This window comes from Candidatus Nanohalococcus occultus, assembly GCF_029207735.1.
Classification (GTDB): Archaea; Nanohalarchaeota; Nanosalinia; order Nanosalinales; family Nanosalinaceae; genus Nanohalococcus; species Nanohalococcus occultus.
This window is the reverse complement of record NZ_CP104395.1, coordinates 745,380-767,206: the sequence shown is the minus strand read 5'-3', so window position 1 is coordinate 767,206 and position 21,827 is coordinate 745,380. Positions and strand designations below refer to the sequence as shown.

The following is a 21,827-nucleotide window of genomic DNA, read 5'->3' as shown; positions in this document are numbered from 1 at the left end:
GTAAAGAGTGTGTAGTGATTAGCTATTAGGCTACGAACCGTATCAAAGATAACAATACTACTTTTCGCCGCATTAGTAACCCTGACAACTGTTTCTGCTGTAAGCTGGACTTCTCCTAGTTCGGGATCGAGCCATAATTCTGAGGTAACAATTACTGTTGATCCTGACGCGTCAGACGGGAATGTTCAGAATGTGACTTGGGAGGTTACAGATCCTAACTCAAATACTTATTACGTCGGAACGACGAGCGAGGCATCACAAGATAATTGGACTGCTGTTTTCAACAAGGATAATGATGGTGCTGGAACGCACGGCGAATATAGCTTTGTAGCAAATGTCTATGACTCTGGCGATAGTATAATCGAAACGACGGGTTCTAGAACTTTTACTTTAGACGGTAAGCCTCCTGAGGTCACTATCACAGAAGACTCTGATTACGTAGGCGATGATCCGACGATCGAAGTCGAGGTCTCGGATGATTACACGGATGTAGTGGAGGCGAATGTTTCGGTTGATAACGATGTCACTGTCGACGATGAACCTAACGATATTGACTGTGATGCCGGCGAGACATGTACGTTGGATTATGATCTTGATACTTCTGATATTGATGAGGGAGATGATTTCGAGTTCGAGATAGATGTAGCGGATGATGTAGGGAACACCGGTTCTGACTCGAATACGTTTACACTTGATACTACTTACGAAGGCGATGTCAGCCCTAGTATGGACTGGAGTACGGATGTTGAGGATCAGATTATCCAGATGGATGATGATGTCGACTTGGATCTTTCCTACGGAGATGGAGACGAGGATCCGGCTGAGGTAATCTGTTACGATGGTGATACAGACGACGATGACAATGAGTTCGACTCGGATGACGTCGATGATGACAACGAGGCGAGATGTACCTTTGATGAGGATGAGTTTGCCGACGGCCAGGAAGTCGAGTTAAACATCCAGGTCTGTGATGAAGCAGGTAACTGCGAAACTCATGAAGACGGAGATTACACGATCGACACGGAGGATCCGGAGCTGGAAGAGATCTCGATGGCTGCCGGAGCAGTTAACTCGGATTTCTCGGTGGACTACCGGGCCAGTGACACCTCCGGGATCTCCGAGCTTGAATACTTTTTCGAGTCCACGGTGGAAGCCGGGGATGGAAACCAGGTAGATGTTGATTCGGATTCGGAAGACGTCGAATCCAGTTTCACAGTTGACCCTTCGGATCTAGACTCTGGTGACGGCAAAATGGTTTACGTCCGGGTAAAAGATTCAGCAGGCCGATGGAGCAACATCGAACAGCTGGAGTTCAATTATTATCCCGGTGAGAAACCTGAAATCGGTCTTTCCGCCCCTTCCGAGCTAGATATGACTGCCACACAGGAAACTGTTGTCCGGATAACAGTCGAGAACACGGGAATGATTCCGGCAGATGAGATAGAGGTTACATTCGCAGATCTTTTCGAAGGCGCGAAGACTGTAGAAGGACTTGAACCAGGAAATGAGGAAACCGTTCTTCGGTCTTTCACACCTGAAGAATCTGATATAGGGACAGCTTCCATCGAGGTTTCAGCTACAGGGTTTGATGTATCCAAGACGATCAGTGCGCGGATTGTGGCTTCAAGCTCTCAACAGGAAAGCATCAGCTCCAGTCTGGAGACTTACAAATCGAGACTTGAGGAACTCAAGACTAACACTTCCTCTTTGAAACCAAATCTGAACGACAACCTTGAATCAGAGCTAGATTCGAATGTATCGGTCTTCGAAGACAAAGTTAACAGCGCTGAGACTGCGATTGAAGAAGGCAGGTACTATGAGGCAGAGCAGATACTTTCCGGTATTGATTCGGATTACTCTTCGGCAAGACAGTCCTATGAGGATGTAAAAGAGAGACACGCTGCTAACCAGCAAAACCAGATGATTATGATGGTTCTCGGTATCTTGCTTGTAGCAGGTGTTGGAGTAGGAGGCTTCGCATACCATGAGGGTTACTTCGAGCAGTACGATCTGGATCACAACCTTGATCTGGAGGTTGTAACCAGCAAGCTGGGTGATCTAGGAGCCTCTTCTTCGGACGGACGGAAGGTCAAAGGAGAGGACGAGGAAGACGAATTTGAGTGGGGCGGCTTTAACTAGAGTTTTGCCGCATCCCTGAACTTTTCCTTTAACAGTCCCTTGTCTCTTACAGCTCTCAAAATATCGGATACTTCTCCGGTTGGATCTTTATCTACTGCGAGCTTTCCTGCTGCCTCGTTTACAAGTATCATTATCTGCGGGTCGTCTTTCAGCTTGTTTTTAACCGATTGATCTGCGCGCTGATCGTTCAGGTACTGGGATACTGCTGGCTGTGTGATCTCCAGTCTTTGGGCTATATCTCTTTGTGTCATGCCGTAGCTGTCTTTTAGCTCGGATGAGAGCAGACTTCTCACTGCCGGAAGCAGCTCATCGGATATGACTTCGGCTTCAAACTTCACAGAACTTATAACGCCGTAATAATATTAAAACTGGTTCGTTGAACAGAAATTATGAGCAATCGAAAAACCGGGGCTGAAGAGATAATACAGGCCTCCTCGATACTGGAAGGCAGAGAAAGGTCCCGGACGTATCTAGAGGCCAACAGCCATTATCTATCGGAGAATTATCCTGGTAAAACTCTTGTGGCTGTAACTTCGGAGGGTTCGACTGAAATCGCAGGTATGTACAGGTCGGAATCAAGGAACTGGAGGCGAGTCCTTGAAATGATAGAAGAGACGTACTCGGAGCAAGCAGTTCATACAGCAGTGGCCAGGAAAATGGAATAAAAAGGTGAGCGAGTTTTTACTCGTCGCTCTGTGAGACTTCTCTTGAAAGCTTCTCTACGTCTGCGCTGAGAGCTTCAAGCTTCCGGGTGACTCGCTCTTTTTCCTTCAGAACGTTTTCGACCTTCTCGTACTTGCGTGCGGCTTCGTCAAGATGGTGTTTTTCGACGTAAGCTGCGTCTGTCTCCATCATGTTGTCGATGATCTCTTCTGCGATCTCTCCCAGCAGAAGGTTCAGTCCGTAGTATACGTTGCTTCTAACATACTGGCCTTCTCCAGCCTTTGCTCTTATCATGCGTTTGATTCTTGCGTGTGTGAACGGAAGATCCTCGACTTCAGTGTCGTTAGGTACGTTTACCATGGTTATCAAGTGTAGTTACGGGTTAGAAGCTTTTAATGGTTTCAATTTCAGGGCTTAATCAAGGCCTTCAGACACCGTCCGGACTCACTGAGATCTGTTTGCGGTCGTATCCTGAGGTGTTTAAAGAAGAACTACTTTCGTTTCCAGAGATTTTCCTGCTTGCCGTTTTTACACAAAATCTATAAACCGTTTGATCTTCTACTATGTAACATGGTGGCGTTGGAAACAGTTAACTTGGCACTTGATGTGGTGCTGAAAACAGTAGTTCTTGTCTTGATGGTTCTGACAGGTTACGTGCTGTACAGATTCGATAAAGTTGCCAAAAGACTGGAAAAGGCGGCGAAAAACGTTGAGAGATCATCTGATACGATCGACGATGTGGTCTCAGTTCTGCGTAGAATACCTTTTGTAGGTCCTAGAGGTGTTAGAAGAGATGACAAATGAATTGCTCGATGCGGCGAACAACTCAGGTTCCAAAGACTCAAGTGAGGAACGTTACAAGAAGCTCAAGGAAAAACAGGCCGGCAACGACATGAGCGAGTCCGAACAAAGGTATAAAGAACTCAAGAAAGATGCTACAGAAGAGTTCATCGAACAACAGCGCAGAAGAGAACAGGAGGACGAAGAATCGTCTGAGGAACCTGAAGATGTAGAGGAAGAAGATGAAGGCGGTTTTATAACCCACTAAACTGAAGTCTTAAGATATAATGGAGTTCGATAAGGTCCCGGCTATCAGCAAGTATCTTTCAGTAATATTTCTCTTTGGATGGCTGGGAAGAAGCACAGTATGGAACTTTCTGCCTGTCTATTTCGAACAACATATTACAAGCGTCTTCTTGATCGGCATACTCACATCGCTACCGGCCATAATACCTATACTAATTGATATTCCTGTAGGAAATCTCGTTCAACGCGCAGGAGAACGCATAGTGCTTTTCACAGGTCTGATAGTTTCTTTGCTTTCGCCGGTTCTTTATCTTACGGCTATACCTGCGTTTCTTATTTTAGGCAAGGTCTCTGAGGGTTTGACCAAAGCTCTTGTCTGGAACTCCGGATGGAGTCTGAACTTGAAATCCGCTGACCCTGAATATGAGTCTGAATCAATCTCTGTATTTTTCCTAGGCATGAATCTTGCTATAGTCATAGGACCTATCATAGGAGGTTTCCTGATAGCTTCAAACGGATTCAAACTTCCTTTTTACCTCTGGATGTTTACAACGGTCTTGGGGCTAGCTCTTTACTATGTGTATGTAGGTATCGCTACTAAGAAAAGCGTATTTGAGTCCTTGAAGGCTCTTGAGCGGAAAAACACTTACATCGATGACTGGCAGCATTTAACGGATAACTGGGAACATCTTAAGCAGCCTTTCATGCTTGTTTTCCTGTATTCTATAATATTTTCCTTTTACTGGCTGGCAATCCCGCTGCTTTTGAACGAAATAAATGCCAGCTACCCGGAGATGGGGATAGTATTCGGACTGGCGTTGGTTCCAAAGCTTTTCCAGTTCGCATTCGGCGAGGTAGCTGATAAAATAGGCAATCTTAACTCGGTTAAATGGATGTCGCTGTTCCTTGCCGTATTTCTAGCTGCTCTGAGCCAGTTTTCCAATCTTTACATTGTCGCCGGACTGTTTTTCTTCGCACGATTGCTTTCTGGCGGTATGTCGCCGCCAATTCACTCGTTCTTCGATTCAAGGGTTCCTGATGAGCTAGAAGGCGAAATGATGGGGTTCTTTGAATTATTCAAGCATATAGGACAAGCTATAGGGCCTATAATGGCGGGAGCGATTGCCGATGTTTACGGCGTCAGTAGCTCGTTTTTACTGGCTGCTGTTATCGCCGTTGCCATCGCTGTAACAAGTTTTATCTACTCTTGAACTTCGTCCAGGAAGTCCTTGACGCCTAGCCAGGATGCGGCCGGACCGTCTTCGAGGCTGCCTCTGTGGACGTAATTTTCTCCAGACTCCATGTCGTGGTACGATATTCTGAACTCGCCTTCTTGAAGCGCTGGCTCCCGGTAATTTACCAAGTCTCCGTCGCTGTAAAGCTGTACCTGATCTCCGTCAGGGCCGGTGTATACCATCCATCCTTCTGTTCCAAGACTGGAGAGGTCTTCCTGTGGCTGATCTCCTTTCAGCTGGAAGCTTCCCGAGAGAATATCTCCGTTCTCAAACTCCATGTTCATGTTGTCCGTGCCTTTCCGTGGGATCCCTCTGAATCCCTCTGCTAAGTCTCCGTCAACCGAGGTTCCGTAAACTTCGCTTATGCGGTTTAGAAGAGCATTCGCGTTTTTGAGGTATACTTCGCTTGCTATGCGGTCTTTTTCAGCACTGCCTATGTTTGTATCATTATTTCCATCTGTCATAGATGTTCTATAGTATCTTAAGTATTTATAGTAATTCTATTGTATACGATGAAGCCTAGGGAACTCAAATATACCGGCTTCTTTATCTATTGCAATGGCTTTAAGCGTCCTAACGTCTGTTTTATCTCTTAGAACAGGCGAGAGTAACTCTGAGCTAGGCATTTTATTCACTCCGCTCCCTCCTGCCATTTTCGAAAACGCAGGTAGTACGATAATATTTCGATTGTCTTCCATCTGTCCGTATAAAAGGCAGTCAAACTTTTCCGTGATACCTATTTCATCTTCAAGCTTCAATGCGGGATGTTCGTGACCTATAACCAGGGTTTCGAACTCTTTGTCTTCAATACTTCGATGTCCATGCGTGAACAGTACTCCGTCTTCGAGAAAGCTTTCAAACAGGTTTTCTTCGGGGATTATATCCTCTAGATAGGTATCATGGTTGCCTTCGATCACTATTATCTCTTGGAAAACTCTCTGTAGAAATTTGAAGAACTCTTCTATCTCTTCCTTTTCCGAAAAACGTGTGTGGCTGAACTCGTGTTTTAGATCGCCGTTAAGCAGTATGCGTGACGCATCGGTCTGTTCTTTCAGTGTCCGGATGTCTTCTTTAATCTCCTCAAGTTGGAACTTTGGGACGTAGTTTCCATCGTAGCTAACCGCTTTCTCCAGGCCTAGATGTAGATCGGATACTGCGAGTATATCGAGTTCCGGGTGGTAAAGTGCGGGAAGGGAATCAACTGTTTTGAAGCCGAATACATCCATGGAGAATCTAATCGTCCGGAAATCTAAAGTCAGTCCCTGTTCAATCGGCCCCAGACTCTTGAAAACGCATCGAAGAAATCCTCTCCGGTATTAACTTTTACGTACTCGGCACCGTACTTTCTTGCGGTTTCCTCAACCTCGGAAGTATGTTTCTCCATTTTCTGCTCGTAACTTGAACGAATACGTTTAGAGAGATAGGTCCGTAAAGTTGAGCCGGATTCTGGATCTTTCAGTATCTTATCGCCTTCCATATCCGGGCTTATCTCCGAGCTATCAAGAGTGTTGACAAGTATTGTATCGGTGTTCTGTAGGGAGGCAAGTCCGTCCTCGATCTCCTCTATATCGACCAGGAAATCTGATAGAACTACGACGACCGATTTGTTTCTGATCCTGCTGCCATAGTCACTCAGGCAGTTACCTATCTTCGACTCGGGGGTCTTCCTCAGGTTGTTAAGTGTATCAACCAGAGAGGCAAGATCCGCATTCCTCCGTCCGCTGGAGATGTCGGTTACGGTCTCAGAGAAGACTGAGAAACGGAACCGGTCGTTGGTGTTTGAAACCATGTGTGCTATTCCAAGTCCGAGCTTTGAGGCAAAATCGTACTTGTTTTCGGCCTCTCCGTAATCCATGGAGCTTGAACGGTCGATCAGTATGTGGACTGTAACTGATTTTTCCTCCTCGAACCGTTTGATGTAGAGGTCTCCTGTCCGCGCATAGGCTTTCCAGTCCATCTTCCGGATGTCATCGCCGGGCGTATACTTCTTGTGGTCCTCGAAGATCATTCCCTGTCCGGTCGAGTTCGAGGACTGTTCGCCTTGCTTTAATTCTACGGAGTTTTTCTTCAGAGCTAGGTTGAAACGGTCAAGCTCCTTCAGGAAATCGACCTCGATCATCAGTATTTCTCCAGGATCTCCTCTACCACGCTGTCTGCGTCCTTACCCTGTTTTTCAGCCTGGAAACTCAAACCGATTCTATGACGCATTACTGGCTGTGCGACCTCCTCGATGTCCTCTTCCGAGACATGGTTCCGTCCTTCGATAATCGCACGGGCCTTGGCCGCAAGAACCAGGGAAAGCGAGGCTCTAGGTGAGGCACCGAAGTTCAGGTCCTCGTGTTCTCTGGTCTCCGATACAACGTTCACAGCTTTAGTCCTCAAGTCGTCGGCGATAGGGACTTGTCGGGTGAACTCCTGGAGCTTTAGAAGAGAAGCCTCTGAAAGAACCGTGTTTAGCTGAGGATCGAAGTTTAACTCGCCTGTAAACCTATCGACAACTTTTTCCTCCTCTTGTTGGCTTGGATAATCGACTCTGATCTTCATTAAAAACCGGTCGCTCTGTGCTTCAGGCAAAGGATACGTTCCTTCCTGATCGATCGGGTTCTGAGTTGCCATGAGGAAAAACGGTTTATCCAGACTGTAAGACTGGTTTCCTACCGTTACCTGCTTTTCCTCCATCGCTTCCAGCAAAGCAGCCTGGGTCTTAGGTGTAGCACGGTTGATCTCATCGGCCAGAACCATGTTGGAAAAGATCGGTCCCTGCTGAAAGACGAAGTCTTTCTCTCCGCTACTGTTTTCGTTAATTATGTGTGTTCCGGTGATATCGCTTGGCATCAAGTCAGGGGTGTTCTGGATACGGGAAAAGTCCAGTCCTAGAACCTTCGAGAGCGTTCTAACCATCTTGGTTTTTCCCAGGCCGGGGTATGATTCCATCAGTACGTTGCCGTCGCATAGAATTGAGATAAGGAGCTGTCTTTGAACCTTTTCTTGGCCTACGATAACTTTCGAGGTCTCTTCTAGTACTTCGTTTAGTTTCTCGTTAGCCTTTTCGTACTTTCCGGCTTCATCCATTCCTTTGATCTTCATAGTACAGTATGACTGCTCGGGAATTAAATCGGTTAGCCAAGCTCCTTTATAGCCAGGCTGTATCTCCTTGCTAGAGCAAGCTCTTCGTCAAAAGATGCTGTAGAGTCCAAAGTCACTGTTTCGGCGCCTCCATCTTCCGAACCCAGATCTGCGTTCTCCGCGCTGCCTGAACCCTCCACGCTGAAGTTAATACGCATATCCGAGGCATCAATATCGCTTTCATCTCCGAAAACATCCGATGAGTTTTCTAACTCGAATCCATCGTCGTCTCCGTCATTTATGAATCTCTGTAAGTCTTCAGGGGACTGTAGAAGATCGGTTCCCTGGTTGCCAAGCTGGAAATCTGCCAGACCGCTCATAACTGTCAAGAAAGAAAGAATTCCGACGGCCAAGGTCTTGTAAATTATCTGTTTGGCAGGTATGATGCTTTCGGAAGTAACTCTTCTAGCTCGATCCAGAAGATCATCGAAAAGAGCCTGTGATACAATATTGTTTTTGTCAATGTTGTCTCGGGCAGTTCTCAGGATTTCCTGGAGTTCCGGGTTTTTCTCCTCGTATAGCTCCAGGTCGTACTGTTGAGTACGGTAGTATAGATCGGAAAGCGAGAACGCTAGAGTGGCTGCGGCTAGAACATAGCTGTTCGGGACACTCGAGAAGACGTTGATGTTGAAGAAAAACAGAACTATGTTGCTTACAAGGAAGAATACGAGGCCGTCTAACAGCGACTGAAGTAGATTGACTTTGATAAACTCTCTTCTTAGCTGCTTCAGTAACTGTTCGACTCTCATCAGTAATTGTCACCGAATTCGCTTTCACAGAGCGTCTCAGAGTCCTCTGTTATGTTCCCAGAGTCCTCTTCCTCGCTACAGACGGTTTGGAATGTGTCTCGCAAGTCTGTGAAGTTGTCTCTTAAGTCTTCAGCGGTGTCGTTTAGGCTTTCAATCTCTTCGTTGCGATCGTCTATTATATTCTCCAGGCTTGAAATCTTAGCCTCTCTTTCCTTGATTGTAGCATCTAGCTGGTTGTTTAAACTCTTTAACTGGCTTACCGTATCCTCCAGTGTGCTGGATTCCTCTGATAGGTTGGCTTTCTCGGCTTCAAGCGCCTGAATTTCCTCGTTTTTCTCCTGTATCTGTGTCGATAAGTTCTTTTTCTCGCTCATCAGATCGCTTAGCTGTCCTTGCCATGTAACTGCTAGACCTGCGAGCAGAGAAAGCACTAAAACTGTCGAAGCAAGTAAAAACGGGTTCAGACGTCTTTTAAGCATAGGTGTTTCCATTAGCTAGTCACTTCTCTGTATTGCTTGTCTCTTTTCATTTTTTACCTTTCGCCTTTCTGTAGCCAACTTCGGCTAGGAAAACTATTAGCGCGAGAGCTATGAGGTAGCTTCCGAGCTGCTGGCGTTTCACCTTAGTCTTACTTGAGAAGCTCTTTATATCCTGTTTGAGCTGTTCGGTCTCATTCGGTAGGTAGACTCCTCCGCCGGTATCGCGCACTATATCGGTCATTCGAGGGTTATAGCCTACGTTCTGATACTCGTAAGGGTAATTGTACGCGTAAACAGTGTTTTCGTAACTTCCGAAACCTCTTGACTCTGGACGGATGCTCATGCTGTAGAGGTCGGACGACTGACGTTTCAACTCGTCTGAGTCGTAAGACGCTCTTACTGTGATTTTCTCTGGTTTACGTGCGTCTTCGGCCTCAATCCATCTTTCCTGCTTTCTTTGAGGATCTCCAACTGTCCACGAAACGGTCCGTGTTGCCAGAAGAGGATCTTCCTGTAGAAGCAGGTCTTGCTGGCTGCTGCCTCCGCTGAAAGCTGCTACGCGTCCAAGACCGTACCTCCAGCTCGAAAGATAGATGCTTCCGTCCCGTCCTGCGACTAGAACATCTGCCCCTGGCTTGGCTTTTACCGAGTCAAAGTTGGCTGCGCTGGATGAAAGATCCAGTCCTCGTGTAATAAAGTGTTCTCGGACTGTCTCAAGATGGTTTGTTCCGCTCGCCGCACCTCCGGCTGTAAATTCGAAGGCGATGCTTCGAGCATTGTTCGCATCGACGTACTTGCCGTTTCCTTCTTGTGCAAGTTCTCTTAAGAACTCCGTGTTCGTCCGGTCTCCAACTCCGACTGAGATGAGCCGGATGTCGCCCAGCTGTGATGCTTCTTCAAGCGCTTTTTCATCGGCCTTATTCTCTATAACACGTCCATTTAGCGTTGTGTCTTCAGCTCGACCGTCTGAGATGAATATTATGTTTCCTTTGCCTTTTAATGCTTCCTTGGCTCCGCGTACGCCCAGCTGGTGTTCTGAAGGTCCTTCGGTTTTCAGTCTTGAAATCTTTGATTTAAGCATGTCTCTGTTTTCTGCGAGAACTACTGGCTCGTTGATTAGATAGGCCTCGCCGTTGTAGGCTACAACTCCGACCTTTGAATTGCTTGGAAGATCCTCTACAAGGTTGTACGCCAGCTTCTTCGACATTTTCACGCCTTGTTCGCCTGTACTTACTGAAATATCAACTGTCAGCATAATCCTGGCGGCGTCTGTACTCTGATCTGTCTCTGCCTTCGTTACAGGTGAGAGGCCCATTTCTTTCTCTGTATCTCCTGTGTAGATAAACCCGTTGCCTTCAGCTACGTAGCTTGAAAGCTCCGATGATTCTATATCCTTTGTCGATATAATGCTATAGTACTTGTCTAGATCATCTGGAAGACTGCTCCGGTAGGTTACATCGTAGAAACGGGATATTTCGCGCCCAAAGGAGCCTTCAGCTCCTATGAAAAGTACTTCTGGCTTTTCCGTTACTCTAATAGTTTTGAAAAACTCGTTGTTGTTGCTGAAAGAGTCATCGGTGTCTATAGAGGCTTTCAGGCTGTTTGAACCTTTAGAGTCAAATGTTCTCGTAAAACTCCATTTTGACTCTCCGGTTTTCTCCGCATCAATGGTTTCTCCGTTTAAAACAACTTCTGGCTCCGGACTCGTTCCTGTCGAACTTACTGTGACGGTGTAGCTGTTTTCCGCTCCGGGAACCGTTGTACTAGGTCCTTCTATCGATACAGCAGAATCTTGCCGCGTCTCTGGCTTTAAAGCGTTTAAACTCGCGTTTTCCTGATTTATTTTACGGGCTATGTCTTCTAAACTGTCACTGGATTGGAAGTCGCTGACTGTTACGTATGCGGAATCAGGTTCGATGTTTCTGAGTATGCCCTGCCGTAGATCTGAGGTGTTACCTGATGCTATGGTACGAGTCTCGACTTCAACGTCTTCAAAATCTAGTTCGACATCATCCAGCAGCTTGGCCGAACTTGAACTGTCTTTCAGTACCGTTACGGTTGGCTCCTCCATTATCTGCTGTTCAGACTGTATGAATGGCTGTGCGGCCCCGATTGCGAGCAAAATTATTATGCTGATCCTTGAAACTCCTACTAGCGTCTGGAAACTAGACTCTCTCCTATAGATTACATACAGCGCAGGTGCTGCGAGCAAAGCTATAAGAAGCATTAATGGCTGTTCGAAACCTGCCATCTAGACGGGACCTCCTTTCTGAGTTCTGTATTTCTTTATGTCGTTCATCAAAGCTCACCTATCCATTTTAAATAAAGAACTTCTAGAGCTGCTAGAAGCGCAAGCGCTCCTGCTGTGAAGTTCTGTAGGTCTTTTTGACCGCGTCTATCGGCGCTGACCGTACTTGAAACGGTTAAAGGTTCCGAATTTGACTCAGCTACGCTCTCAAGATTTGAGGCATAAGTCGATCCTGAGAGGTTGTAGAAGCCTGAGCTTGTTATTCTTGTACCTTCAACTCGTTCGCCTGTCTCAACGTTAAGCTGAGAGGCCGAAGGCCGTTCTTCTAGCTCTTCGAAAAGCCCTTTCCAGAAAACAGGGTAGTAAAAATCGTATCGGAAGCGATCGTTGTTAAGGTTGTACAATACGATGTTTCCGGCTCCATAGTTTCTGTTCACGAGTGTTCCGGAAGGTATCGCCCAGTTAGAGCCGGTTACATTCGTTGTTTGGAATACTTCTGTGCGTCCAATATTGATTCTCCGCGGTCTTGTGACTTCAACTGTTGCGTTTACTTGGTCTTCTATTTTCGCAGGCGCCTGATTGAATCCTTTAGATTTTAAATCTGGCTGTGCGAACAGAACCAGTGATTTTCCATTTCTAGCCTCGGACTGTAGCTCTGAAGCCGTTGAAGATAGTACTTCATTGGTTTCTCCAACCACGTACACATCAGCGTCTAGACTGTCGTCGATTGGAGGCTTTACGGACTTGAAGGTGGTGAAGCTGATTGCTTCTACCGCTTCTCTGAAGTAAGGGTTTACCTGATCGCCTACGAACGTAACCTCCACTGTCTGGTTTTCCGGGATGCTGATGTAGGCTGTGTTATCGGCTTCAAGACCGTCTTCAGGTAGCTCGACAGTGTTCCGGCCTGTTTCTGTCTCTAACTCGACTTTACGGACTTCTTCGCCAGGCAAACTGATGTTTCGGCTTCCTGCCGGTGTATCGATCTCCAGATCCGTGCTTTGGTTCATGAAGTTCTTTACTTCTATGTAACGTCCGCGGTCATCGACTTCGATAATCCCCCATTTGTTCTGGTTGGAGGCATCGAAACCGGTGATCGAACGATCTACGCCCAGCGAGTCAGCTAGCTGTTTTGCCGAGTTCGAATCACTGGTCTGAACTGTATCGCTCGCCAACACAATGTTTCCCTCGTAGCTTTGAGCAAGCTCGATACCTGATACGATATCGGACTCTACGTCTCTAAGCTCAATTTCTGATATTATGCTTCTTGCCTGACCGGCTGAGGCTGATTGGGCTAGAACATCGGTGTCCTCTCCGGCCACAATTACCGTGTTTTCCTCTCCGAGGTTCGAGGTTGCGAAACTTTTGGCCTCGGAGAAATCATCGCCCATAGATGCGGATACATCAACTAAAATCACAGAGTTTTCCGGTCTCTGCTCTCCAATAATGTAAGGTTGTGCGATCGCCGCTGCCGCACCTACAACAAACAAAATGTGTAAAACAAGTAAGAGGTTTGCTACTAGCCGGCTTAAAGCCTGCTCCATCTTCCCAGACTTCTTTTTCTTCATGAAAAACGCCATCGACGGCATTATACGCTCCTCTGGCTCCGGTTTCATGAAGTAAAACAGTGCCAACGGTATCAAAGACAGCAACGCCAGAAAACCTGCCGGAGCGCTGAAATAATTCGATAGAACCGCGGTTAGCTGCTGGGAGATCACTACCTATAGTTTATAGGCCGCGAATTTTAACGGTATGCGTTGTAGTTCAACAGTTCACTTAATTGCCTATAATCAACTCTGGTCTGTGAGAAGTTGTCCGGAATTTGGCAAGCGAAAGATGTTGTTTCTTGTAGTGATATCTCTGAGCCTGATACTTATCCTAGGCTTTGTCCGATTTAGGTATTTCATGCACTGTGAGTCGGCTGTTGGATGGGTCAACTCGAGCGAGGTAGGTCCTAACGGCCAGTATAAACTAGGGGAGGCTCCGGAAAAACCAGGGTATCTTCATATTCCAGCAACACAGTTCATTTCGGGAGAAGGCGGCCACTACATCAAGATGTGTGATAATGATGCTGTCGTAGAGCCAATGCCCAACGCATCACAGATGACCTAGTCTTTAATTTTCTTAGTTCTACAATTTGAAAAAAGTGCCTTATCGGGTCGTGTACAAGCATTGAGTTTATCTAAATAAGTCGTTATTAATACGGAGATTGAAATTCGACGTATGGCTGATTATGGTTCAAACACAGACCGTAGAGCGTTTCTAAAATCTGTCGGAGCTGGACTTGGTCTAGGGGTTATTGATGGTCGTGATCTCCAACAAGTCGGCGATATAGAGTACGATCCTTCTAAAGAAGTCGCCTATATTGCGGGCTGGGAGAATGTGGAAGGCGGTAAACCTGGAGAAAGAGAGCCTTTCTATAATAAGATCGGCAGAGAAGATTTTGAGAGAAGGTGGTCTACATTCGATGTTAAAGAGCAGATAGATGAGAAACTTTCTCAGTATGATGAGGCCTCAGTTGCTTTCGAACAGATGGAAGATAGCCCTACCGGCTTCGGAGTGGCAGTTTACATGCCTGAGTTGGGTTCAACTGAAAATGATAGAGAGGAAATTGAAAAATTGGTTCCTGCTGAAACAGGTGGGGGCTTTAAATTTGAGAATGATCGGTTTGAAAGATCGCGGGTTCCAGTTAAAGTTGAAACTCAAAATCGTAAGCTGACCTCGTGTAGTAGCACCAATTTTGATTATATTCCTGGAGGTGCGTCTTTGGAAGTCCCGAGTAAACAAAATGAAACAGGTACTTTGGCTGCGGCTTTCTACTCCAATGAGTATGGAGGCGGATGGGTCACGGCCGGTCACGTTGTCAAAGATATAGGAGGTTCTGTGGGAAATGAGATACATCAGGATGCTGGAGAGGTCACAGATCCTTTTGGTGTCGCTAGACAAGCACATTTTGATTTAGCAGATTTAGATTATGCTTTCATCGAACCAACCAGTAGTGAGTCTACCTCGGGTTTTATCACGGGTTCAGATGGATCGACAAAAGAATATGGATTAAGAGGGATTGTTTCTGATGCCGAATTAGTAAATAACGTTGGTAATGAATCTTTTGAGCTGCTGGGCCATGGCCGAACAACCTGTCAGAGCTCTGGCTATATTACAGGAGTTCAAGGATCAGGTACTACGTCAGTGACCACTACTACAGGGGTTCAGCCAGGTGATTCTGGAGGACCTCTATTTAAGGTTGAAGATGGCGAGGCATACATCGCAGGAATTCGATTTATGGATGTAGATGACGGTGCTAGGTCAAAATCTACGACTGCTAATACCGTTGAGAATAAGTTAAACGGGTTTTTCGCCGGAAATTCTTGATGAAAAAGAAAACTTTGGTCTTGGTTTTCCTTTTAGTGGTATTTTTCGTCTCTATCTTAGTTTTTCTCAGGGTCCGGTACTTTATGCACTGTGAAGCGGCTGTAGGTTTCGATCCAGAGATGAACTCCAGTTCCTATCCTTTAATGGATGCGCCTGTGAGGAAAGGCTATTTTCATGTGCCTGCTACACAGTTTTTGGCGGATGGAGCCGGTTTCTACATCGATATTTGCGCTGAGCCGGCTTCTTAGTCCTCGATACTTTCCATCACTTTCTCGTGTAGCTGTTTCAATCGCTCTTTCCGGTCTTCCATCTTTACGGTATCAGTCGATCCCTGTAACAACAGATTGTGGCTGAAAGGAGAGGGCGCACCGCGCTGATCTTTAACCTCATAGCTGATTTCCTCGCTTTCTAGGCCTTCGACCACTTCCTTTGTATGTTTGATGTCCATAGCATCCTCCATGATCTCCCGGTAGGTTTCTTTGATCATCGGAAAGTCTTCGTTGTGCTGGTTCCGGATAACTGAAAGCAGGAAATGTCCTTTCATCTGCTGTTGTCCGACCGTCTTCGAGTTACCCTGGTAGTTCCGTAGAATCATCAAAGAGCGCCCGCCGACGTGTCTAAACCGTCTTTTCATCAGCTCGGTTTTTTTCACCGCTGCTTTCAGCTCTTCTTCCAAGTCACATTCACAGACCTGTTCGATCAATCTATCGATATCGATCGGCCTTCGCGGAGTTACGAGTATGAATCCGTTATCATCTATAACCATTCCGATGTTCGATCCTATCCGTTTCTGGAGCATGTGGGCCATTATCCGGGCCAGCGCATCGTGGGTTCGGCGGCCGTAGATTGTCTGGAAAATGTAGTTTTGCCGTCCGTCATCGTCGACGTATTTTTCGATCACAATGTCTTTGTGGTCCGAGACCTTTCCCATGTAGTTTTGCTGCTGTTTTACGTACTGGAAGATTGCATGCGCAGTGTTTTCATCTAAATAGTAGTTGTGCATTATCCACTGAATGATCGCATCGTCTCCGGCACCAAGCCTGATCTGTTCTGCTACATCCTTCCGGAAACGACCGATATCGATCCCGAGATCGTAGGAAAGCGGCAGACGCTCGGAGTACCAGCTTGGTACTGTCGGCTGTTTCTGTGGTTTCGCATCGACAAACACCTTCATTCCCTTTGCGTACCGGAACTCGTAGGTCTTACCGCCTAAGGTGAAGATATCGCCTTTCGTCAAACGGTCAAGGAACTCTTCTTCGAGCTGGCCGATGAAATCGCCGCTGCGAGTCTTTACATCGTAACCGGATTCGTCAGGTATCGTCCCGATGTTCGTCATATATATTACGCGTGTCATCTTCCCGCTTCGACCCATCAAACCGGCCTCGTGATCCCACCAGATCTTACGGTAAACGTTTTGATCCTCCAGCTCGTACTCTCCCGCCAGATACGTTAAAACGTTCTCAAAGTCCTCTCGATCAAGTCTGCGGTAACAGTAAGATTTTCTTACCGTGTTCAACGCGTGTTCGATATCCCAGCGCTTGTTACATGCCATCCCAACGATCTGCTGGGCTAAAACATCTAGGCAACGTGTCGGTATCTGAATCTTGTCCAGATCATCTTCCTTCGCACATTTTGCGAGTACAGAACATTCGACGGCATCGTCTCTGTCGGTTACGATCATCTTTCCTTTCGCGGTCTCTCCGATCTGGTGGCCGCTTCTACCGATTCTCTGAAGCCCGCGGGCCACGCCTTTCGGCGAGCCAAGCTGTAAGACTAAATCAACTGATCCGATGTCGATTCCCAGCTCCAGAGATGTCGAGGTCACCGCTACCTCCAGTTCTCCTTTTTTCAACCGCTCTTCTACATCCAAACGTACCTCATGGCTCATAGAAGAGTGGTGCGCTCCGATATTGTCCTCGTAGTAATCCGGGAACCGTTCCTGTAAGTTGTTAACAATCCTTTCGGTCGCACTCCGGGTGTTGGTAAATATTATAGTTGACTTGTGATCTTCGACCATGTTATGGATCTGATCGTACATCGCTTCCCGTATCTCCCCTCCGAGAGTGTTTATGAGGTCCTTGACTGGCGATACGGTCTCTAAGTCTATCTCCTTCGATGCTGCGACATCGACTATGTGACAGCCACGTGATTCAAACTCATCCGGCGCGGCTTCTTCGGAGGCGGTTACCTTCGAGCCATCCTGTGCTTCTTTCTCGTAAAGTTCTTGGCTGTGTTCGTATCCTACAAGGTATTTTGCGATCTCATCTATTGGTGCCTGTGTCGCACTCAGTCCTATCCGGGTCGGAGAGGTGTTTGCCATCTCTTCGAGTCTCTCCATTGAAAGCGATAGGTGGACTCCTCGTTTGTTCTCGCACAACGAGTGGATCTCATCTACTATGCTGTATTTTACGTTCCTGAAGTTTTCCCTGAACTTCGGTGAGTTAAGCAGTATTCCAAGCGATTCTGGGGTTGTGATCAGTATGTGCGGCGGGTTATCGACCATCTCTCTCCGTTCCTTGTCGGAGGTATCTCCTGTTCGGACGGCGGACCGAACCTCCGGTACATCGTAACCTAGCTCCTCGGCGGTCTGTTTTATTCCGGCAAGAGGCTCCTGTAGGTTTCTCTGAATATCGTTGTTTAACGCACGGAGAGGTGAGATGTAGACGGCATAGATTTCATCATCTAGCTCGCCGTTGTTTCCCATCTCGAAAAGATGGTTCAGAACCGACATGAACGCGGAAAGGGTCTTACCTGATCCTGTCGGCGCACAGATCAACGAATTTTTATCTTCATGAATTAGATCGAAGGAATGTCTCTGTGGAGCTGAAAGCCCCGGAAACTTCTCGTTGAACCATTCTTTGACGTAAGGCTCGAAGTCCTCGGGTAAGGTATCGGAGGCTGATTCTTCAGTTTCAAATTTTATCTCAGGCATACTGTTTTTCGTCGGATAAATCTTAAGACCTCATCCGTTCGAGTATCTCCCGGAAAATAACTCCGAAAGCACCGGATAGCAAACCTACAAACGGGCTTAGACTGTAAAATCCTAATCCTAGAAGCGGTATTACGGCGATCATCGTCCTCGGAGTGATCAGTTCTCTAAGCCCGGATTCGACCTGATCGGAGATCATCTGTTCTGGGGAGCCGGACTGGCTTTGAGAGGTGGTGTTGAAACGTCCGGGAACAGAGTTTTCCGCATAGTCAAATGAGTTTCTGAGTTCCATAAGCTGGGCTTGGTCCAGTCGCCCGCTCATATTGTTCAAAACTGTTCTCTCAGTTAAAAGCACTGAGGTGCGGGAAACGTTTTTCATGGCTTCTACCTGCCGGTCTTGGCTGCCTGAGATCATCTCGGTGTTTTCCAGCATAAGATCGGCTTGGGCTGATACGAGATCTACCGTAGTGTCTTCAACCGTTGTCTGTATGGATTGATCGTACTGTGTGGCTCCGTAGACACCGGAGCCTACAATCAGACCTGCCAAGAGTAATGGAAGTGCCGCTGAATTGAAGAGGTCCTTGAAGCTATCTCCGCCTGCGAAAACAGATACTAATGGGTTGACAACCGCTACAACTCCTGCTACAAGAGTTACAAGCGGATTAAATCCTGCCAGGAATAAACAGATAACGGATGAAAGCGAGGCTGTGGAAAAACCGTCTTTTGAAATGTAGGCGGTAAATCCCATGCTTGCCGGTATTAAGACCAGTGTTATCAGCGTTAAAGTATTGTTTAAATCTAGGAAGTAGCTGGCTGATACTGCCAGTATCGAAAGCGAGAAAACCCCTACATAGTCGATATAGTCGCTCATCCGCACCAAATTATAGTTCTGGAATCAACTTAAAGCCCTATGACTTCTGCGAACAGCTCCTCGGCATGACCTTCGTCTTCTGCCTCAATAATCGCTCGACCTGATCTAAAAGCTACGAACTCTTTTCCGTTAATCACTGCTCTAACTAGGTACTTGTTTTCCTCAATTCTCTCTCCGGACTGTTTAATACGTTCGAAGCCGGAAGCAGGGATTTCTCTACGTATCTCGTATTTGTTTTTCCCACAGACGGAAGAGACTTTGCTCTGGGATTCAAGGTGCGGGAAGTTTTCCCTATTACATACCTCGCATCCTGAGGATTCGACCTCCAGTTTTCGATCCATATGGACGCCGTAAAGACACTGTTCCGGGGATTTATCTGTCAGGTATTCGACTGCTTTTCTGGCGGAGACTGATCCGGCGATAGTTGAGACTTCTCTAAGTATTCCATCGGTCTCACAGGTACCGACCGTCCCAGGCGAGATGTCTTCAAACACACAGTTGAAACAGTTTTCATCAAACAGCATCGAATAACCTTTCTCACCTAAAGCCGCTGTATAGATCCAGGGAACGTTGTTTTTCTTGCTGTACTCGTTTATCAGGAGCCGTGTTTCCATGTTGTCAGTTCCGTCCACAATCAGATCAACGCCGTCCAGAACACCGATATTTTCCGGGTTCAAGCTTGTAACTTTTGATTCTGTCTGTGTATGGTCTCCCAGCTTCTTGGCTGCGGCCTCCGCCTTCGGTACGTGTTTTTCACACTCTTTAGGCGTGTAAAGATTAGAGGAATAGCAGTCATTAGGTTCAAGATAGTCTCGGTCTATCAAAACCAGTTTAACGCCGTGGCGTGCCAGATGCTCGGCTATCACTGATCCGGTAGCGCCCAGGCCTATGACTGCGACCGTAGAATCCTGTAATTTCTCAAGTTCGTCTTCTCCGTAGTTTCCCAGGGCTTTGAAACGGGAGTACATGTATCCGAACCAGTTTTACAGTCTTAAGTAAACATGTATGGGGGTATCCGGACATAGAAGGGTTTTGCCAAACGCTTTTTACGCCGTCTATTTTGTCCTGTTTGTACTATCGGAGAGGAAACCACGGGCGATTAAAAACCTCGCCGCACGTCAAAGTATATGCCTGAAGAGATAACGGAAGATAACTTCGAGGACGTCAAAAACTCCGACGATACATGGGTGATCGATTTCTGGGCTGAATGGTGCGGACCGTGTAAACAGTACGCTCCAACCTTCAAAGAAGTCTCAGAGGAAACAGAAGGAGTTAAGTTCGGTAAGATTGATATGGAGGCACATCAGCAGCTAGGAACATCGCTCGGTGTCAGAGCCTTGCCGACAACAATAGTAATGAAAAACGGCGAGGAAGTCGACCGGAAGTCCGGAGCTATGAGCAAACAGGAACTGCTTGATTTCGTCGAGAAAAACACCTAGAGACTGTCAGTCCAGTCAACCTTCCCGTAACTACTTTTCCCCTCACTTATCTTTTCTTCTATAGCTTTTACAGTTTCTTCCACTGTTCTGCCCGTGGTATCGACCTCCACAACGGCTTCTTGGTTCTGAACTGCTTGCTGAAGTATCAGATCCATTGCCTCGGATTCAACGTTTTCCCTGACCTTACTCTCGGAGTATCTGCGCTCACCGAGCCTTTCTTCTAGTTCATCAGGGTCGCATCTTAGAACAATACAGATATCGCTGGAGATATAGTGCGCTAGATGCCCCTCAATCAGGTAGTCTCCCTCAGAAGTTTCTTCCTCTAGCTTTTCACACATCGCCTCAGTATCGACCTCGAAGACTTCTCCGTCAGTACCTAGCCCGTGTTCTTTCACGAACTCCGTCAAGTGTATTTTTTCGTATCCTTCGAGCTTCTCGGAGACCGATGTCTTGCCTGTTCCAGGAGTGCCTGTAACCGTTACTTTCACAGTTTCTAGCGGCTCTCGAAAGAATAAAAAGTTAGCAGTCGTTGGTAAAGTATGAGATTCATGAATCAAACCAGTTCCCAGATAGACGTACAGACAACGGTGAAAGCAAAATGATCGATGTATGGACCGAAAAACACCGGCCTGATACCTTAGACGAGGTTGTCGGACAGGAAAAGATAGTTGAACGTTTGAAATCCTTCGTTGAACAGGATTCGATCCCTCACCTGATGTTTACCGGACCTGCTGGAACAGGAAAGACGACATCGGCGATAGCGTTAGCTAAAGATCTCTACGGCGATTCATGGAAGCAAAACTTCATGGAAACAAACGCATCCGACGATAGAGGTATCAACGTTGTCAGAGAAAAGATCAAGAACTTCGCAAGAACCAAGCCGGTCAACGCTGATTACAAGATCATCTTCCTGGATGAGGCAGATAACCTGACAAGCGATGCCCAGCAGGCACTTAGACGTACCATGGAGCAGTTTTCGGAAAACTGCCGGTTTATACTCTCCTGTAACTATTCTTCGAAGATAATCGATCCGATCCAGTCAAGATGTGCTGTATTCCGGTTCAACAGACTGACGGACGAACAGGTCAAACAGTACATAGACAGAGTCGCAGACTCGGAAGGCTTCGAGATCTCGGACGATGCGAAAGACGCAGTTCTCAGAGTTTCTGAGGGAGACTTGCGTAGAGTAACCAATGTACTACAGACAACTTCGCTTAATACGGGCGATATCGAAGAACAAGATGTTTACAGTGCGTCCGCAGCTCTTAAACCAGAGGAGATCACGAAGATCATGGAAAATGCGTTAGCCGGAAAGTTCATGGATGCTAGAGAAGAGTTAAGTGAGCTGATGATTGATAGAGGTCTTGACGGCCAGGATGTAATCGCTTCGGTTCACAGAGAGCTTTTTGACCTTGATATCGATGATAGAAAGAAACTTGAGTTGGTTGATAGCCTCGCTGAATACGAGTTCCGGATCGCGGAAGGCGGAACCGATGATATCCAGATCGAAGCACTGCTCGCAAAGCTAGCCGATCTAGGAACGCGGTGAAAGCA

24 protein-coding genes are annotated in these 21,827 nt (G+C 46.8%); 10 read left to right on the top strand and 14 right to left on the bottom strand.

Annotated elements, in window-relative coordinates; translation table 11 throughout:
• Window positions 1-192 precede the first annotated feature (192 nt).
• Window positions 193-2,139: a hypothetical protein gene (locus SVXnc_RS04300; protein WP_347721696.1), complete on the top strand. Its 1,947-nt coding sequence runs from the start codon at window positions 193-195 to the stop codon at window positions 2,137-2,139.
• Here the strand turns inward: SVXnc_RS04300 and SVXnc_RS04295 are convergent.
• Window positions 2,136-2,477 (bottom strand): transcriptional regulator, encoded by a 342-nt coding sequence (locus SVXnc_RS04295; protein ID WP_347721695.1) that lies wholly within the window; start codon window positions 2,475-2,477, stop codon window positions 2,136-2,138. The genes SVXnc_RS04300 and SVXnc_RS04295 overlap by 4 nt on opposite strands.
• Window positions 2,478-2,528: 51 nt before the next feature.
• Here SVXnc_RS04295 and SVXnc_RS04290 point away from each other — a divergent pair, with 51 nt between their 5' ends.
• The gene (locus SVXnc_RS04290) at window positions 2,529-2,804 is read left to right on the top strand and encodes a hypothetical protein (protein ID WP_347721694.1); all 276 of its coding nucleotides are present in this window, start codon (window positions 2,529-2,531) and stop codon (window positions 2,802-2,804) included.
• A 16-nt stretch (window positions 2,805-2,820) separates the two neighbouring features.
• Here SVXnc_RS04290 and SVXnc_RS04285 read toward each other — a convergent pair whose 3' ends face one another.
• On the bottom strand, window positions 2,821-3,162 hold the full coding sequence (locus SVXnc_RS04285; protein WP_347721693.1) for a hypothetical protein: 342 nt from the start codon (window positions 3,160-3,162) through the stop codon (window positions 2,821-2,823).
• A gap of 210 nt (window positions 3,163-3,372) precedes the next feature.
• Between SVXnc_RS04285 and SVXnc_RS04280 the strand changes: the two genes are divergently transcribed.
• The 3 genes from SVXnc_RS04280 to SVXnc_RS04270 are packed head-to-tail and all read left to right on the top strand — an operon-like array spanning window position 3,373 to window position 5,039.
• Window positions 3,373-3,606 (top strand): hypothetical protein, encoded by a 234-nt coding sequence (locus SVXnc_RS04280; protein WP_347721692.1) that lies wholly within the window; start codon window positions 3,373-3,375, stop codon window positions 3,604-3,606.
• On the top strand, window positions 3,596-3,850 hold the full coding sequence (locus tag SVXnc_RS04275) for a hypothetical protein (RefSeq protein WP_347721691.1): 255 nt from the start codon (window positions 3,596-3,598) through the stop codon (window positions 3,848-3,850). Before SVXnc_RS04280 ends, SVXnc_RS04275 begins: the two co-directional genes overlap by 11 nt.
• Before the next feature lie 19 nt (window positions 3,851-3,869).
• Entirely contained in the window at window positions 3,870-5,039 is a 1,170-nt protein-coding gene (locus tag SVXnc_RS04270; protein ID WP_347721690.1) for an MFS transporter, read from the top strand.
• Here the strand turns inward: SVXnc_RS04270 and SVXnc_RS04265 are convergent.
• From SVXnc_RS04265 to SVXnc_RS04230, 8 genes are read right to left on the bottom strand one after another with little or no spacing between them, the layout of a single operon-like run.
• Window positions 5,030-5,527 carry a hypothetical protein gene (locus SVXnc_RS04265; RefSeq protein WP_347721689.1) on the bottom strand — a complete coding sequence of 166 codons (498 nt, stop codon included), beginning with the start codon at window positions 5,525-5,527 and terminating at the stop codon, window positions 5,030-5,032. The two genes, SVXnc_RS04270 and SVXnc_RS04265, sit on opposite strands and share 10 nt — an antisense overlap.
• A gap of 36 nt (window positions 5,528-5,563) precedes the next feature.
• Window positions 5,564-6,289, bottom strand: a complete 726-nt coding sequence (locus tag SVXnc_RS04260) for a metallophosphoesterase (protein WP_347721688.1) — start codon at window positions 6,287-6,289, stop codon at window positions 5,564-5,566.
• A 29-nt stretch (window positions 6,290-6,318) separates the two neighbouring features.
• Window positions 6,319-7,182 carry a DUF58 domain-containing protein gene (locus SVXnc_RS04255; protein WP_347721687.1) on the bottom strand — a complete coding sequence of 288 codons (864 nt, stop codon included), beginning with the start codon at window positions 7,180-7,182 and terminating at the stop codon, window positions 6,319-6,321.
• Window positions 7,182-8,150 carry an AAA family ATPase gene (locus tag SVXnc_RS04250; RefSeq protein ID WP_414836520.1) on the bottom strand — a complete coding sequence of 323 codons (969 nt, stop codon included), beginning with the start codon at window positions 8,148-8,150 and terminating at the stop codon, window positions 7,182-7,184. The genes SVXnc_RS04255 and SVXnc_RS04250 overlap by 1 nt, the downstream gene beginning before the upstream one ends.
• Window positions 8,151-8,182: 32 nt before the next feature.
• Window positions 8,183-8,938, bottom strand: a complete 756-nt coding sequence (locus SVXnc_RS04245; protein ID WP_347721686.1) for a DUF7502 family protein — start codon at window positions 8,936-8,938, stop codon at window positions 8,183-8,185.
• A complete protein-coding gene (locus SVXnc_RS04240; RefSeq protein ID WP_347721685.1) occupies window positions 8,938-9,429 on the bottom strand; it encodes a coiled-coil domain-containing protein in 492 nt (163 codons plus the stop codon). Before SVXnc_RS04240 ends, SVXnc_RS04245 begins: the two co-directional genes overlap by 1 nt.
• Before the next feature lie 34 nt (window positions 9,430-9,463).
• On the bottom strand, window positions 9,464-11,668 hold the full coding sequence (locus SVXnc_RS04235) for a VWA domain-containing protein (protein ID WP_347721684.1): 2,205 nt from the start codon (window positions 11,666-11,668) through the stop codon (window positions 9,464-9,466).
• A 47-nt stretch (window positions 11,669-11,715) separates the two neighbouring features.
• Entirely contained in the window at window positions 11,716-13,380 is a 1,665-nt protein-coding gene (locus tag SVXnc_RS04230) for a vWA domain-containing protein (RefSeq protein ID WP_347721683.1), read from the bottom strand.
• A 187-nt stretch (window positions 13,381-13,567) separates the two neighbouring features.
• On the opposite strand from SVXnc_RS04230, the gene SVXnc_RS04225 reads away from it, so the two are divergent.
• The 3 genes from SVXnc_RS04225 (at window position 13,568) to SVXnc_RS04215 (ending at window position 15,282) form a co-directional block, all read left to right on the top strand.
• Window positions 13,568-13,774 carry a hypothetical protein gene (locus tag SVXnc_RS04225; RefSeq protein ID WP_347721682.1) on the top strand — a complete coding sequence of 69 codons (207 nt, stop codon included), beginning with the start codon at window positions 13,568-13,570 and terminating at the stop codon, window positions 13,772-13,774.
• Between the two features lie 111 nt (window positions 13,775-13,885).
• Complete coding sequence (locus SVXnc_RS04220; RefSeq protein WP_347721681.1) at window positions 13,886-15,034, top strand: trypsin-like peptidase domain-containing protein; 1,149 nt, start codon at window positions 13,886-13,888, stop codon at window positions 15,032-15,034.
• An 83-nt stretch (window positions 15,035-15,117) separates the two neighbouring features.
• Window positions 15,118-15,282, top strand: a complete 165-nt coding sequence (locus SVXnc_RS04215) for a hypothetical protein (protein ID WP_347721680.1) — start codon at window positions 15,118-15,120, stop codon at window positions 15,280-15,282.
• Here SVXnc_RS04215 and SVXnc_RS04210 read toward each other — a convergent pair.
• From SVXnc_RS04210 to SVXnc_RS04200, 3 genes are read right to left on the bottom strand one after another with little or no spacing between them, the layout of a single operon-like run.
• Window positions 15,279-17,966 carry an ATP-dependent helicase gene (locus SVXnc_RS04210; protein ID WP_347721679.1) on the bottom strand — a complete coding sequence of 896 codons (2,688 nt, stop codon included), beginning with the start codon at window positions 17,964-17,966 and terminating at the stop codon, window positions 15,279-15,281. The genes SVXnc_RS04215 and SVXnc_RS04210 overlap by 4 nt on opposite strands.
• A gap of 22 nt (window positions 17,967-17,988) precedes the next feature.
• Window positions 17,989-18,834: a hypothetical protein gene (locus SVXnc_RS04205; protein ID WP_347721678.1), complete on the bottom strand. Its 846-nt coding sequence runs from the start codon at window positions 18,832-18,834 to the stop codon at window positions 17,989-17,991.
• 29 nt (window positions 18,835-18,863) lie between these two features.
• Complete coding sequence (locus tag SVXnc_RS04200) at window positions 18,864-19,802, bottom strand: ThiF family adenylyltransferase (protein WP_347721677.1); 939 nt, start codon at window positions 19,800-19,802, stop codon at window positions 18,864-18,866.
• A 159-nt stretch (window positions 19,803-19,961) separates the two neighbouring features.
• On the opposite strand from SVXnc_RS04200, the gene trxA reads away from it, so the two are divergent.
• Entirely contained in the window at window positions 19,962-20,273 is a 312-nt protein-coding gene (trxA, locus tag SVXnc_RS04195; protein ID WP_347721676.1) for a thioredoxin, read from the top strand.
• Here the strand turns inward: trxA and SVXnc_RS04190 are convergent.
• Window positions 20,270-20,761: an adenylate kinase family protein gene (locus SVXnc_RS04190; protein WP_347721675.1), complete on the bottom strand. Its 492-nt coding sequence runs from the start codon at window positions 20,759-20,761 to the stop codon at window positions 20,270-20,272. The genes trxA and SVXnc_RS04190 overlap by 4 nt on opposite strands.
• Before the next feature lie 110 nt (window positions 20,762-20,871).
• Between SVXnc_RS04190 and SVXnc_RS04185 the strand changes: the two genes are divergently transcribed.
• The gene (locus SVXnc_RS04185) at window positions 20,872-21,822 is read left to right on the top strand and encodes a replication factor C small subunit (protein WP_347721674.1); all 951 of its coding nucleotides are present in this window, start codon (window positions 20,872-20,874) and stop codon (window positions 21,820-21,822) included.
• Window positions 21,823-21,827: the final 5 nt, after the last annotated feature.